This window comes from Prevotella sp. P5-92 (assembly GCF_002251245.1).
Taxonomy (GTDB): domain Bacteria; phylum Bacteroidota; class Bacteroidia; order Bacteroidales; family Bacteroidaceae; genus Prevotella.
Genome location: NZ_NPJG01000008.1, coordinates 1 through 14,079 on the forward strand (window position 1 = coordinate 1; position 14,079 = coordinate 14,079).

Annotated in this window: 13 protein-coding genes and 2 pseudogenes; 13 read left to right on the forward strand and 2 right to left on the reverse strand. The window is 38.1% G+C overall.

Annotation, left to right across the window (positions count from 1 at the left end; translation table 11 throughout):
- Positions 1 to 291: 291 nt before the first annotated feature.
- Positions 292 to 672, reverse strand: a pseudogene (locus CIK99_RS01565) (dTDP-4-dehydrorhamnose 3,5-epimerase family protein); the annotation flags it as partial.
- A gap of 438 nt (positions 673 to 1,110) precedes the next feature.
- Here CIK99_RS01565 and CIK99_RS01575 point away from each other — a divergent pair.
- The 13 genes from CIK99_RS01575 (at position 1,111) to CIK99_RS15500 (ending at position 13,495) form a co-directional block, all read left to right on the forward strand.
- Positions 1,111 to 1,320, forward strand: coding sequence for a hypothetical protein (locus tag CIK99_RS01575; protein ID WP_254047680.1), 210 nt, complete (start codon positions 1,111 to 1,113; stop codon positions 1,318 to 1,320).
- A 59-nt stretch (positions 1,321 to 1,379) separates the two neighbouring features.
- Positions 1,380 to 2,225 carry a transposase gene (locus tag CIK99_RS01580; RefSeq protein WP_094379094.1) on the forward strand — a complete coding sequence of 282 codons (846 nt, stop codon included), beginning with the start codon at positions 1,380 to 1,382 and terminating at the stop codon, positions 2,223 to 2,225.
- A 413-nt stretch (positions 2,226 to 2,638) separates the two neighbouring features.
- A complete protein-coding gene (locus CIK99_RS01585) occupies positions 2,639 to 3,292 on the forward strand; it encodes a recombinase family protein (RefSeq protein WP_094379112.1) in 654 nt (217 codons plus the stop codon).
- Between the two features lie 21 nt (positions 3,293 to 3,313).
- On the forward strand, positions 3,314 to 3,808 hold the full coding sequence (locus CIK99_RS01590; RefSeq protein WP_254047681.1) for a nitroreductase family protein: 495 nt from the start codon (positions 3,314 to 3,316) through the stop codon (positions 3,806 to 3,808).
- Positions 3,784 to 4,008: a nitroreductase family protein gene (locus tag CIK99_RS15665; RefSeq protein WP_254047682.1), complete on the forward strand. Its 225-nt coding sequence runs from the start codon at positions 3,784 to 3,786 to the stop codon at positions 4,006 to 4,008. Before CIK99_RS01590 ends, CIK99_RS15665 begins: the two co-directional genes overlap by 25 nt.
- 471 nt (positions 4,009 to 4,479) lie before the next feature.
- Positions 4,480 to 5,325 carry a vWA domain-containing protein gene (locus CIK99_RS01595; protein WP_094379096.1) on the forward strand — a complete coding sequence of 282 codons (846 nt, stop codon included), beginning with the start codon at positions 4,480 to 4,482 and terminating at the stop codon, positions 5,323 to 5,325.
- Positions 5,326 to 5,329: 4 nt separating this feature from the next.
- Positions 5,330 to 7,264, forward strand: coding sequence for a hypothetical protein (locus CIK99_RS01600; RefSeq protein ID WP_094379098.1), 1,935 nt, complete (start codon positions 5,330 to 5,332; stop codon positions 7,262 to 7,264).
- Positions 7,257 to 8,270, forward strand: a complete 1,014-nt coding sequence (locus tag CIK99_RS01605; RefSeq protein ID WP_094379100.1) for a lipopolysaccharide kinase InaA family protein — start codon at positions 7,257 to 7,259, stop codon at positions 8,268 to 8,270. Before CIK99_RS01600 ends, CIK99_RS01605 begins: the two co-directional genes overlap by 8 nt.
- An 11-nt stretch (positions 8,271 to 8,281) precedes the next feature.
- Positions 8,282 to 10,612 (forward strand): AarF/UbiB family protein, encoded by a 2,331-nt coding sequence (locus CIK99_RS01610; RefSeq protein WP_094379102.1) that lies wholly within the window; start codon positions 8,282 to 8,284, stop codon positions 10,610 to 10,612.
- A gap of 4 nt (positions 10,613 to 10,616) precedes the next feature.
- Complete coding sequence (locus tag CIK99_RS01615) at positions 10,617 to 11,981, forward strand: DUF4407 domain-containing protein (protein WP_094379104.1); 1,365 nt, start codon at positions 10,617 to 10,619, stop codon at positions 11,979 to 11,981.
- Positions 11,981 to 12,832: a hypothetical protein gene (locus CIK99_RS01620; RefSeq protein WP_094379106.1), complete on the forward strand. Its 852-nt coding sequence runs from the start codon at positions 11,981 to 11,983 to the stop codon at positions 12,830 to 12,832. Before CIK99_RS01615 ends, CIK99_RS01620 begins: the two co-directional genes overlap by 1 nt.
- Before the next feature lie 6 nt (positions 12,833 to 12,838).
- Positions 12,839 to 13,282: a YkvA family protein gene (locus tag CIK99_RS01625; protein ID WP_094379108.1), complete on the forward strand. Its 444-nt coding sequence runs from the start codon at positions 12,839 to 12,841 to the stop codon at positions 13,280 to 13,282.
- Between the two features lie 39 nt (positions 13,283 to 13,321).
- Positions 13,322 to 13,495, forward strand: coding sequence for a hypothetical protein (locus tag CIK99_RS15500; protein ID WP_173805286.1), 174 nt, complete (start codon positions 13,322 to 13,324; stop codon positions 13,493 to 13,495).
- Positions 13,496 to 13,864: 369 nt separating this feature from the next.
- Here CIK99_RS15500 and CIK99_RS01635 read toward each other — a convergent pair.
- Positions 13,865 to 14,079, reverse strand: a pseudogene (locus CIK99_RS01635) (DDE transposase); the annotation flags it as partial.

Consider the following 14,079-nt stretch of genomic DNA (forward strand, 5'->3'; position numbering starts at 1 on the left):
ATTGCTTGAGAAAATTGCGAGTCTCTTTGATTCCACACTGGATGACCTGCTTGAGAGGGCTATGGCAGATGAAGAAACAAGGCAAGACTTGGAACGCATTCTCAGATGTGATCAAGATTTCAAAAAGCAACCTATGGATTAACGCTTTTTAAGCAGAAAGAGCGAAATACCTAAAGGCTAATTGTTTAATATCTATTTTTAAAAGAGTCAATCCCCACTACAGCTGCTTCTGTGGGTGTGGGAAACTCTTATTTATTAATGGCGGTGCTCATCAAGCTAAAGCAAGTTCTTGATTGCTGATTCTTTTGCAAACTCCTCAGCTATCTTCACTCCTTCTTCATCACGTCCTGTCAAGAGGCAGGAGACATGTTGTCCAAATGTCGGGGAGCCTTTGCGGATGTCAACTGCAACATCGAGGACAGCGCCTTTGACGCAGCGCACGAGTTTACTTTGGGTATATGGCATACGCTGATAATGAAGACCACGCATAACGCCGTATGATGACATTGACTCGTTGTCATGCACGAAGTTGATACTATGTCCAAGAATGGGCGTTACTTTCTGGTCGAATTCCCGCTGAGAGAAACTCTCAAAGAAATAGCCACGGGAGTCTTTGAATACACCGGGCTCAATGATGAGAATGCCGGGGATATTTGTTTGTATTACTTCCATAAATTATGTCTTATTTAGTATTGTGTGTCCGCAAGCGGACGATGAGAGTGAACGTGAATTATGTAAAATTGAACGTAAATTATTCACATATTATGACGACAACAAGAACAACATAAAACAACTTGATGTCCGCAAGCGGACTTATTTTTAGGTTATGAATTTTCATTAATAACCAGCAATTATCAAAAAAGTCGTTCTTTGATTAAATTTGTCACTGCTTTTTATACTTTTCTAAAGAAATCATATTCTCTATCTCGTCCTTGAAAATTGAGATAAGCGTAAGTGTATCGTTAGCAATATCCTTAGCTTTATCAATATCCACCTCATTATTCGCCTCGCCATGTGCAAACTTGTTCGGGTCACTTGCAAAAGCGTGTGGATAGCATAGCACAATAAAAGCAAGCAGGTGTACGTTTATAGAGTAAACGTTAGAACAAAATGAAACAGTATAGACTCTTAGCGGAATGCCTATTGCCAGCCCACATGCTTGACTGGTTTGACTTGAAGAATGTACGTGTCGAGAAGAAAGGTGACACACAGGTGATTCACCTTTATCTCGATGAGAACGAGCAGAAACCTGACGACAGAGAAGACCTGCGCCCCAATGGGATTTACACGCGAAAGTGTGTTTCACGACTTTCCGATTAGAGGTCAGGAAGTACAGCTTCACGTGCGCCGTCACAGATGGCTTGATTTAAAAGAAGCGTTTGGAGACGCTCCCTATAACGGCCCGTTCATTTGAAAAGGACTATCACATAGACGGTGATGAGTATGGCAGAGCCTACAAGGACCACCTAAGCGGCTATCGTGAATGGTCTGAACTAGGCCATGCTGACGAGTGGCTCATCTTCCCAGAGAACATAAGTCCTCACGTCAGCATAGATGAGACATGCTTTCCGAAGGCTATGCGTACGCTCGACCGGTACCATCATCAGCAGTTTTGTCTTGAAGCCTTGCAAAAGGTACGCAGAGAGTATTGGCGTGAGCAGATGACACTTGATGCCAATGCTAGGGAAGAACACCGTCTGATGATGCGCCAGCTGCAGGAGAACGATGGTCCATTTGTGGATGAGGAGGGCAATGTCATAAGGCGCAATGCAAGGTACTATCCCGAAAGACTTGAGAACGGAGAGACACGTGCAGAACTCCTTGCACGCAGTAAGGGGCTACTTATGATGTCACCCGAGAAATGGACAGACACACAGAAGGAACGTGCAGAAATACTGTTCCGTGAGTTTCCGGATATAAAGACGGCTTTCTCGCTTACCCACTCTCTTCAAATGATTTTCTCGCAGAGGTGTACTAAGGAGCAAGGTGCTGTCAGCCTGCATTCATGGTACTCGAAGGTCGGTGAGTTCGGCAACAAAGCGTTCAATGATATTGATGCCGCCATGTACGACCGTGAGGATGAGATCCTTAACTATTTTGTCAATCGCTCTACCAATGCATCAGCAGAATCCCTCAATGCAAAGATCAAGCATTTCAGAGCACAACTCAGAGGTATCATTGACCGTAAGTTCTTTCTCTTCAGACTAATGAAGATCTATGCCTAATCCACACACTTTTACTGGTGACCCATTTTTCTTTCACTTGTTTTACTTTCTTTCATCTGCTTATTTGCGACGTTCTTGTGCTGTGCAGAAATAAGAGTAGAATGAAGGGAAAACCCTTGATGTGGACTATGTTTCATACGCATATTTGATTGATTAGCGGTGCAAAGGTACGAATAAAAATCATATCTTGTGCCAGTTTGATTTAAAGTTTATATTATTTTATATTTCATACTCTGAAAAGTATGATTATTGCGGATTGCAACTATCAATGCTGAGATTGGAGAGTTTCATAAAAAAGTATAATATCAGGTATGAAACGTACCATAATACGATAATTTTTCATACCTTTGCAGCACAAAAGTGCTGAAACGGCACATCTGATTACACAATCTAACCACATGATCACACTGATTATGGCAAAGATAGGTTACATCATGGCAACCGCACACTACGAGAAGCTTGAAGCCGATCGTGAGTGGATGCAGGAGTATGGTTGCGTGAAAGTCATAGAAGAGAACGACGCTGATGAAAAGAACCGTCCGCCGTGGAAACAGCTGATGGTAGCCCTCGAACGAGGCGATGAACTCGTCATCAGCAAGTTCAGCAATGCCATTCGTGGCGCACGAGAACTGGCAATGTTCCTAGAATTTTGCCGGGTAAAGGTCATTCGTGTCATAAGCATTCATGACCGTATCGACTCAAATAATGAGTTGTTCCCTGAGACAAAGCCTTCAGACGTACTCCTCATGATGGGTTCTCTTCCAGATGAAGCCTTGGTTCTTCGCAAGTCTTCTGAACACGTATCGAAACTTCAGGAACGAATGATTGTTCAACTCCCTCCGGTTTCCACTTCCAAGGAAAGACGTATGGATAGAGAGAAGACTGTCATCAACCTTTATGCAGCTGGACATCCAATCGAAGAAGTCTGGAAAGCCAGCGGCTTCCGTAGTCGCAGTTCGGTGTTCCGCATATTGAACAAACATGGAATAAAGCTGAATAGAGGTAAGCATTCAGGTCCGATCAAAAAGAAGGATGAGCGCAAGAATGCTAAAGACAGCAACGATTAAATCAATCCCAAAGAAGAAATAATGACTCTACAAGAAGCTATTGCAGCACGCCATAGTGTGCGAAAATACATAGACAAACCGATTGAAGAGAATCTCATCAAGATACTTCAGGAGAAGGTTGATGAGTGCAACAAGGTCGGTAATCTTCACATTCAACTTGTTACCAATGAGCCAAAGGCATTCAAGGGCAAGATGGCTTATGGAACCTTCTGCGGAGTGACCAACTACTTCGTGATGATAGGCAAGAAAGCCAATGACCTCTCTGAGCGTGTCGGGTACTATGGTGAGCAGTTGGTTCTGCTTGCTCAGACCCTTGGACTCAACACCTGTTGGGTAGGTCTGACCTATAACAACATCAAGGATGCTTACGAGAAAGGCAATGATGAAAAACTTTGTTGCATGATTGCCCTCGGCTATGGTGATGATCCTGGAAGAAACCTCAGACGTAAGACCGTTCAGCAAGTAAGTAATGCAAGCGACATCACTCCAGCTTGGTTCAAGAAGGGGGGGGGGTAGAAGCTGCTTTACTTGCACCTACATCTGTCAATCAGCAGAAGTTCTCGTTCGAGTATGTCGGCATGAAGAACAATCGCCATATTGTGAAAGCCAGCAAAGGGTTCTCTTTGATTGGCTATACCAAGATGGATTTGGGCATTGCTAAGTATCATTTTGAGATTGCGGTTGGAAAAGAAACCTTCGATTGGTTCAATGATTAAATCGATGTATATATAGAGTATAAATCGAAACGTGATATTTATTTCATACATTAAATCGGGATGTTCGTACAGTATACATCTCGATTTTTTTATGTTTTAATTTAACCTAAGTATCTTTGCATTGTGAATTTCTGATTATTTATTTCAATTTTGAATATATATGAAGTTGTTCATAGCGAAAACATTTCGCGCGAATATTAAAACAATTTTCTGTAATATGAAAGAATTAAATGATAAAATAGCAAACTAAGGATTGGGAAAATGGACTTTTTGAGCCGTTTTAACATTTTTTATTTCTTTTCTTTGGCTTTCTTTCATCTATCCCATAAAAAAGTTGTAACTTTGCATACATTATATGTAATAATGAGTGAACTCTAATTGCTGTTATCGGCAGGCTCCATTAGAGTACACAAAAATAACCTTTAAGTCAAAGCCGTTTTGGTAGCCAACGGCATACTAAAAAATTGTACAATGGGAAATAATGACAAGCAGTGGAGTTCTGCAACTCCTGGTCTTTTGATCATTCTCGTGGATCAGTCTGGTTCCATGATGAATCAGTATTGTGATGGTGATTCTAGAACCGTCTTCTCTGCTAAGGTTATCAATCGTGTAATCAATACAATTATCAAGAAGAATTTCAATAAGGATAAACCAAAGAATCGTTGCTTTATTTCTGTTATTGGATATGGATATGAAGTCAAAGAATTGTGTTCTGGTTTTCTTGAAGACTTATACAATAATCCTATCCGTGTCGAGAATAAGACACAGAAGGTCAGTGATGGCAATGGAGGTCTTGTAGAGGTTCCTGTTAATCAGCCTATCTGGGTTGAACCTATTACTAAGGACGTTTGGACTAATATGCGCGATGGCTTCAAGATGGCTAAGCAGCTTGTTGAAGATTGGATTGCAGATAAGCCAGAATGCCCAGCTCCTGTGATTATTAATATTTCAGATGGAGTTCCTTATTATGATCATCAAGATGGAGATACTTGCATACGTGAGACAACTGCAGTTGCAAAGGAGATTCTCAATATTTCTAATGAAGACGGACATGTGCTTATCTTCAATGCTGAAATAGGTGATGGTGGACATAAAATTATAACTCCAAGTAGTGAGCAGGAAGTCGCTTCTGCTGGTAGACCTGCCCAATTCTTGTATGACATCTCAAGTGTTATTCCTGAAGGATATAAAGCTGCAGCTATCAAGAACGAACTCAATATAAAGGACGGATCAAGAGGTTGTATCTTTAATGCTGATGCTGTAGAACTTATTAAATTGATAGATTTTGGCTCAAGCAAGGGTCAAGGTGATAAGTAATAGAATGCAAGTTAGAGCTTACATAACTCATAAGCAAGCCGAGAAATATTCGGATTGTGCTGACTATTTCGGAATCTGCCCCCTTAACAAAAGGGTGGCAGTTTCTGATGGCGTATCTCAATCCATAATGCCGTCGGAGTGGGCTAAAATTATTGTGAATGCTTTCATAAACAATAGTTGGGATCCAGAAACTGGAGTTTCATCTTTGCAAAGTGAATGGTTCAAGGAAGCGATTGCTTATTTAAATGATCAGCGTGCTCAGGGAAAGAATCCTTGGATGTTAGAGAACTGCATTACAAATAGAGATGGAGCTGGTGCTACATTCTGTGGTATTGAGTTCGTTGATGATTCTCATTGGACGGCTAAAATTTTAGGAGATTCGTGTCTTGTTTTACTTGATGAAAACAATGAAATTTTAAAAATTGTTTCATCGAAGGATGGTAAGTTTGATAATAGGCCAGACTATTTCGACAGTTTCAAAGAACAAAGGGGGACGATGAAGACAGTAACGGGCGAGCTTAAAGGACATAAAATCCTTTTGGTATCAGATCCATTCTCAGAACTTTTTCAGAATTACCAAACATCTGTTGAAATTAAAGTCATTATTGATAGAATACTTTCATTAAATGGCTACAACTCATATGTTCAGCTTGTCGATGAATATCGAGAACTATATCATATGCATAACGATGATAGTACTTTAGTCATCATTGAATATGACAAAAAAGCCGAGTTTGATATTCTGGAGCAATACAAACTGGATTCACTTCAGGAGAATGAAATCAAAGCAGAAAAAGCAGAAGAAGCTAAGAAGAAAGAAGCAAAAGAATTAGACGAAAATAATTGGAAGAATGCTGTAAGGGTAAATACAATTGAATCATATCAAGAATATTTGAATTCTAGTGAATTGAAGCTTCATAAAAATGAGGCTGAAAAATTTATTGAATGTTTATTGCAAGAAAAAGAGGAACAAAGTGATTGGGATAACGCAAGTATAAAAAATTCATTAAAGTCTTACTCTTATTACCTTGAGATACATCCACAAGTAAAGCATTCAAAAGAGGCAGAAATTCTAATTGATAATATAAAAAAGTCTTCAGGAGGTTCTCGTGAGAACGGTCAAAATGATCCAACGGAACCATCTTCTGAAGACGATGATAGGTGTGGACAAGTTGACAATAATGCAGAGAATTCATCATTGCATAAAGGCAATATGGAAAACAATAGCGAAATTAGCTCAACATCTACAGAACCGACCACAAGCGCAGAAGGTACAGAGCCAACCAGCCCGACCACAAGCGCAGAAGGTGCAGAGCCAACCAGCCCGACCACAAGCGCAGAAGGTACAGAGCCAACCAGCCCGACCGCAAGCGCAGAAGGCACAGAGCCAACCAGCCAGACCACAAGCGCAGAAGGTGCAGAGCCAACCAGCCAGACCACAAGCGCAGAAGGCACAGAGCCAACCAGCCCGACCACAAGCGCAGAAGGCACAGAGCCAACCAGCCCGACCACAAGCGCAGAAGGTGCAGAGCCAACCAGCCCGACCACAAGCGCAGAAGGTACAGAGCCAACCAGCCCGACCGCAAGCGCAGAAGGTGCAGAGCCAACCAGCCCGACCGCAGGTGAAGAATCCAACTCAACAGCCACAAAAAAAAGAAGTCCTTGGAATCCAGGATATAAGAAAGAAGTGGCAAACCAAGAAATAATAGTCAAGAATGAACAAGACGATATTATAGTTCCTAATTCTGTGGATTCCTCCGATGGAATTGATAGAACAGAATTCCGAGATTTGTTTACTACAGCAAATGGGTTATTCAAAAAACACCGCGAGGATTTTAGAAAAGCATTTGCAAAACAAAAATGGAGCGGTGAGCCTGAAGAGTGTTTTAAAAAATTTTGGTACGAACTTGAAGAAATAATATATAATAGTAATGGCTAAACTCCCTTCATGTGAAGACTACGAGATTTCAATAAATAATGCCCAATTAATTAAAAGTTTAGCTCTTAATGGTGGACATGTTGAAAAGAATTCTTTAGGCGTCACAATTAATTATGTAGGAGGCTTTTGTATCGTATTTCCATACTTCAAGTCCTCTGGTGACAAAGTAGCTGTTCGTTGTTGGATAGCTAGAGTTGATAATGCTCAAGAAAGAACAAGACTGATTGCTGAAGAACTCAAAAGAGTCAATCTTCCATATTTTGTTAATTTTGAATATGAACAAAACGGAATTGCTACTAATCTTGGCGTTCAGCCTATAGTTCTGATGGATTGGGTTGAAGCTAATTCATTAAAAGACTTCATTCAAGATAATTTATGTAACCCGGATGCTTTAAGGAACCTTGCAGAGTCGTTTAAGACAATGGTGTCTGATTTGCATCGTTCCTGCATTTCTCACGGAGATCTTCAGCATGGTAATATTTTGGTAAGAAATAATGGATCATTAGTTTTAGTTGATTATGACTCCATGTATGTACCATCATTGGAAGGTTATAAGGACGAAATTAAGGGTTTGAGTGGTTACCAACATCCTGCAAGATGGGATAGTGAATATACATCAAAGAAGAATGATTATTTCTCAGAATTGGTCATCTATACAAGTATAATAGCCCTTTCTTACTTTCCAGGATTATGGGATGAATTAAAGATGGAAGACACAGAAACTCTGCTATTTTCTCCAGATGATATTAAATCAGGAGGTAATAGTTATATCTTCCGAAAATTGGAGAGTCATCCTCAACTGAAAGAATTATCTTTAGCTATCAAAAAAGCACTAGAGTGCAATAGTATAGAAGAGTTATTACCTCTAGAAGAAGCTATTATTCCAAAAACTCAAAGAATTGGAGGTGGTATTAGAAAAAAGTGGAATACTCCTCAACAGCAGGAACCAAAACAAGAGTATGTTCCTGATACTACCAACACACGAGCAAAATGGAATAAGACTTAATTATCAGGCAAATGGTAATAGATATTCAAGATTTAATAAATAGTGTTTCAGTACCAGCTCTTATAAAAGATGATTTCATAAGACAGGGGGATTTTCTGAGACTAAAGAATGGAGACCTCCAAGCATACGTTGGGGGGTTTTCCGTTGTATTTCCAGTAGAAGTTGCTGGAAAAAAATGGGCATTTAGATGTTGGCATAGAACTCTTGATGATGCCATTGAAAAAATCAAGCTTCTTTCAACAGAACTGAAACATGCGAACGTCCCTTATCTAATTGATTATGACTTTATTGAATCTGGTGTGACTGTGGGTGGAAGGAACTATCCCACAACTAGAATGAAATGGATTGAGGGTACAACTATCAAGGATTATATTTTTGAGAATCGCAACTCGAAAACTAAGATGCTCGACTTGGCCAACCAATTTATGAAATTGGTCAAAGATATGCATTCTCACAAATTCGCCCATGGAGATCTTCAGCATGGCAATATAATTGTAAATGAAAAGGGAAATCTGTTTCTAGTTGATTACGATTCTTTTTATTGCCCCAAATTTGCCGGAGCAAAAGATATTATAACTGGATTAAAAGATTATCAACATCCTGCTCGAAATCGTAATACTATCCTTTCAGAAAAAGTTGACTATTTTTCTGAATTGATAATATACACTAGTATTCTCGGAATCGCATACAAATCTACTTTAGCAGAAAAATACAATGTTGAGGACTCCGAACATATGTTGTTTGAAGCAAAAGACTTTGAAAATATACTCCAATCTGCTATCTATCAAGACCTCAAGGGGCTTGACCCTATTTTCAGCGTTTTGCTTAAAATACTTGAAATATATTTGACAAAACGAAACATAGATGAGCTTGATCCTTTTGATGTCATTTTGGAGCAGATGACCAAAGCTCCTGAGATCAAGTCCTTTACATATACCTCCTCTGGAAGTCTATATGTCGGTGACAAGATAAAATTGTCATGGCATGTAGATGGAATTGCGAACTGTTTTATTGATGGAAAATCTGTAAAGCAAAACAGCTGCGAACGAACTTTGTCTAAAATTGGTAATAACAGTTTTACATTAAAAGCTTCAAATGACTTCAAAGAAGCAAGAAAAACTTTGGAGGCTATAGCTTATGCAATTCCAGATATTAAATTATCAGCAAGCATTGTAACCTTGCATAAAAACAAAGGTGAAAAAACACTTGTAAAATGGAATGTTGATAATGGTCATAAAGTCTCCTTATGTTATAATGGCATAACTGAAGACGTTGCTTTAACTGGTTCAAAACATTTTTCCCCTGACGAAACAACAACATATAAACTTGTTGTAGTCGGTCTTGATCGAAAAAAAATATTTGAAAAAGAAATCACAATTGGCGTATATTCAGAAGCAAAGGTTTCTTTTAGTGCAGATAAAGAGATTGTTCTTCGAAAGAGACCTATTCAACTTTCCTGGAATGCTGAGAATGTGAGTAAAGTAGAACTTCTGGGCTTTGGAGTAGTTCATAGCAAAGACAGTAAAATTGTATCTCCAGAAATAGATTTAATATATACTTTAAGAGTGTCTGATCCATTTGGCAGCAAAGAATATAAGTTGCCTATAAAGACACTTCCGTTACCAACTTTTAAATTAAAGGCAGATAAAAACAAAATTAATAAAGACAAATCAGAAAAAGCAACTATATCATGGGACATTCAAAATGTCTCAAGCGTATCCATTGATTTAAATGGTAACATTGAAAGCATCAAGAACAAAGGTTCAAAAAAGATTGCATTTCAAGAGTCAACAAATGTTGTTTTTAAGTGTATTGCTCTCGATGGTGAATCCTCCTTTGAAGAGTCTTTACCTATAAGTGTATTTAATGAAGCGAAAGTTTTCTTTAATTCTGATAGGAAGTATACAATACCGGAGGTACCCATTGAACTATCATGGGATGTTAAACATTCAAAAGACGTTGAACTTAAAGGTTACGGAAAAGTATCTCCAAAAGGAAGTAAACAAATAAAGATTAAAGAGAAATCTGTCTTTACTCTTATTGTGACCGATGAATTTTCAACACAGGAAAAAAAGATAGAAGTAAAAATGCTTCCATTACCGACGGTAAAATCAATCTCTGTTCCTATTCCAGAATTGAACAAACCACTAAATGTCACTATTAATGTTCCGAAGCCAGATACACAATTCAAGATTCCTCAGATAAATATTCCAAATGTGGATTTTAAAATCCCGGAATTCCCGAATATGGATGATATTTATGAAACGGTATCAAAAAAAACAACCCCGAGTCTTCTTTCTGAAATAAAAAATTTATTTGCTCATTATTTAAAAAAAATATAATAGTATGTCACAGTCAAATAATATAAAATCAAGTCATAAAGAAATAAGCAATTCGCAACAACCTGTTGAGTGGGCTGGATTTCTAAATGAATTTCTGTGGATTTGTGCAGGAGTAAATAGAAAAATGCTTAGACAATGTCCTAGCGATTACGCAAAATACGCTGGAACAGGTGGCACAATTCTTTTTACTGCAATAATGGCAGCAATATCAGGTGGATATGCTATCTCATTTGTGTTTCAGGATGCCCCTTTATATGTGCCGTTTATCTTTGGATTAATATGGGGATTGATGATTTTCAATCTTGATAGATTCATGGTAAATACCATGTACTCAGATGGAAAACATACTATCAGTAAAGCAGAATTTTGGGGAGGCTTTCCTAGAATTATCCTCGCTATATTTCTTGGTATCGTGATCTCTACTCCATTGGAGATTAGAATTTTTCAAGACAAAATTAAGTCCCAATTAATTATTGACCAAGGAAAGGTTGGTGATGATGTGAGACAAGCTCATGATCTGTTATACCAGCAACGAAAAGATATTGAAGATCAGATTTCAACGAGAAATAACCAATTGACCGATCTGCGTGCAGGAAGGCTTGATGGTGTATCTGGTCGAGTTGCTGATAAAGAAAAAGAACTTAGAGAGGCAGAAAACCGTTTATATAATGAAACCAATGGAGATGGTGTTACAAAGAAGAAAGGTTATGGTCCTGCTGCGAAACAATTGGAAAGCCAAGTTAATCGTTTAAAAGGCGAATTGGCAAATCTGCGAAATGAAGAAAAGCAAAACAATGCTAATAATCAAGCATATATTAAACAAAGAACTGTTAGTGTTCAAAATGAAATTGAAGAATACAATAGAAGATTAAAGGAAGTTGACGAGAAGATTAAAGAAGTTGAAAGCCAAGGAACTGAAGGACAGAAAGCCTTAACTGGATTCTGTGCTCAAATTAGTGCATTAAATGAAATCGCTTCTTTAGAAAATACATCCTTGTTCCTGGCAAGATTATTTATATCATTGTTGTTTATTGCGATAGAGGTAATTCCTACTTTGTTTAAAATGATGGTATCTTCTGGTCCATACGATGATATGTTACTGGCTGAAAAACATAGGATAAAGGCATTGGCTGATAGAAAGATACAAGAGGTAGATGACTATGTTCAAAATGAAATCACTATTTCAACCGAGAAAAATAAGACTCGTTTAGAAGCAGAACTTAAAGCAAATGAGGATATACTTAAAAAGCTTGCTGCAGCCCAAGCTGAACTTATTGAAGTCGCTATAGAAGAATGGCGTAAGCAAGAGCTTGAGAAAGTTAAGTCGAACCCATCAATTTATATTAACTCAACTACAAATAACGCATAATGAAATTAATATATTCTCTACTCAGTTTTCTTATGGGAGCAGATTTTGAGATACTCAAACTTTGCCCTATTGACTTTGCAAAGCAGAGAAAAAGAGTATTCATTGCTCTTATAGTTGCATTGCTTTCTGGTATATCTGCGACATTTGTATTTAAAAAGGAATTATCAATAGGAATTGCAATAGTAGTTGCCTTACTGTATATAGTATTCCTATGCAAGTCAATGAGTGCCTCTTTCTCTAAGTTTGTAACGACACTTGCTGTTGCTGCATTTATATTTTGGGGTATTTCATATCCTGCATATGGTGGACTAAATTATCTAAATGTTAAAAACATTGAGTCTATAGTAATTGCCGGTATTATTGCTGTTGTGGACCTTGTTCTTTGTTATATGCCAGTGAATTTTTCGGATGAAAATGCATCGTACGAAAAGCTAATCAAGCAAAAGATTGCAAACAAAGAGGCTGCGGCAAAACTTCTCGTTGATGAGAAAGCAAACGCAGAAAGAGCAATTATTAGAAACCGAGAAGCTGCCAGAGTAAAGCTGGAAGCTGATGTGGCTAAATATATGTCCGATAAAATTCTTAAATCTCAGAAGACTGTTATTGACAGAATTGCAGACAAATGGGTAAAAGGGTTAGAGAAAGAAATATCTAGCAACATTCAGAATTTCTGTTCATATGATAAGATACAACAGATTAAAATTAATAAAGTCTATGAGGATGAACTCAATAACTATATATCAGAGTTGTTAAAAGACAAAAGAGAAGAGTTCGCAAAAATCATTGTAGACAAATGGGCAGAAGAGAAAAAACAAGAGCTTAGTAATAATCCGAACTCCTACATATCTTAGTATTAAATGGATATATCATTAATAACATCTAAGTTGGAAGCCTTTTCTCGTCGAGTAGGAAGGTCTGCCGCAAGAACACCTTTGTTGTTATATTATGTACTACAAAGTAATGAGACTTCAGTAAAAGATAAAGCTATTATTGCTACTTGTTTGGCTTATCTCATTCTACCAGTTGATCTTATTCCTTCAAGTAAGTTCTCGATACTTGGATGGGCAGATGAAATCCTTTCCATTGAAATTGTATTTGACAGGATGAGAAAATACATCACTCCAGAGATGTATGCAAAAGCAGAAGAACAACTGGACAAATGGATTCCTGAAAAAAGTAGCAGCACAGTTAGTTCATATACTATAACTAAATCATCTTCTCCAACTCAAAATTCAAACAGTTCTAGTTTGTCAAAATCGCAACAAGAGCAATTGGAGTCAATTACTAAAAAATGGAAATAATAGAGTTTCTACATGAAACTTCTTAATACGTTAAAAATTATGGCAAAGAAATCAACACCAATTCCTGGGCTTTCCTTCTCTTGGAAAAGAGCACTTGGTATCTCTCAAGCAAAACAAAAGATAGCTAGAGAAACGGGAATTCCATTAAGCAAACAAGGATTAGAGCGTAAAATTGGCAATACAATACTTAAAGCTATTTTTGGAAAAAAATAAGCATTATTTGATCATAGAATAAGAATAACCCAATCAAAACATCTGGATATTTCCAATAGAACTGTAAATTATATCAAATAGGAAAAAATATGGATATAATAGAAATTGAAAATAAAATTAAATCCGAAGCTACAAGTGTCCTTGTTAGAGTCGTATTGTTTTTCGTATATTACATAGGGATTGTCGTTTAATTCTTTCAGTCGTGGAGGCATAGAGGTCAGCTTGGTATCTTGATGCTCCATGCGACAAGTTTTAATTGCTTTTTGCTGGTATAACGGCACTCCAAAGTCGTGTATTTGCTACCTTTGCCGATAACAGATTAGGAGTTCTCTTCGGAGGACTCCATCTTAATTCCGTTTCAGATGTCTCTTATGCCGCCTTGGTCTCTTGCAGCCCTGCCAGACGCCCTGCCAGGTGGACTGCGTTCGCTGTGTGGATGCCAAAGAAGATGTACAGGATCTCTGTTTTCTTCTTCCTGGCCTTGATCCTGCGCATGGCGTAATGCTCTTTCTGTGTTCCGAACGAGCCTTCCATCTGAGTGGCCCTGACTCTTGCCAGTTCCTTGCGGACATAGTCTGCTTCGC

Excerpts from the sequence above, each read along its gene's own strand:
- CIK99_RS01575 (WP_254047680.1), top strand. The coding sequence starts at position 1,111 with ATGAAACAGTATAGACTCTTAGCGGAATGCCTATTGCCAGCCCACATG.
- CIK99_RS01585 (WP_094379112.1), top strand. The coding sequence starts at position 2,639 with ATGGCAAAGATAGGTTACATCATGGCAACCGCACACTACGAGAAGCTT.
- CIK99_RS01590 (WP_254047681.1), top strand. The coding sequence starts at position 3,314 with ATGACTCTACAAGAAGCTATTGCAGCACGCCATAGTGTGCGAAAATAC.
- CIK99_RS01595 (WP_094379096.1), top strand. The coding sequence starts at position 4,480 with ATGGGAAATAATGACAAGCAGTGGAGTTCTGCAACTCCTGGTCTTTTG.
- CIK99_RS01600 (WP_094379098.1), top strand. The coding sequence starts at position 5,330 with ATGCAAGTTAGAGCTTACATAACTCATAAGCAAGCCGAGAAATATTCG.
- CIK99_RS01605 (WP_094379100.1), top strand. The coding sequence starts at position 7,257 with ATGGCTAAACTCCCTTCATGTGAAGACTACGAGATTTCAATAAATAAT.
- CIK99_RS01610 (WP_094379102.1), top strand. The coding sequence starts at position 8,282 with ATGGTAATAGATATTCAAGATTTAATAAATAGTGTTTCAGTACCAGCT.
- CIK99_RS01615 (WP_094379104.1), top strand. The coding sequence starts at position 10,617 with ATGTCACAGTCAAATAATATAAAATCAAGTCATAAAGAAATAAGCAAT.
- CIK99_RS01620 (WP_094379106.1), top strand. The coding sequence starts at position 11,981 with ATGAAATTAATATATTCTCTACTCAGTTTTCTTATGGGAGCAGATTTT.
- CIK99_RS01625 (WP_094379108.1), top strand. The coding sequence starts at position 12,839 with ATGGATATATCATTAATAACATCTAAGTTGGAAGCCTTTTCTCGTCGA.
- CIK99_RS15500 (WP_173805286.1), top strand. The coding sequence starts at position 13,322 with ATGGCAAAGAAATCAACACCAATTCCTGGGCTTTCCTTCTCTTGGAAA.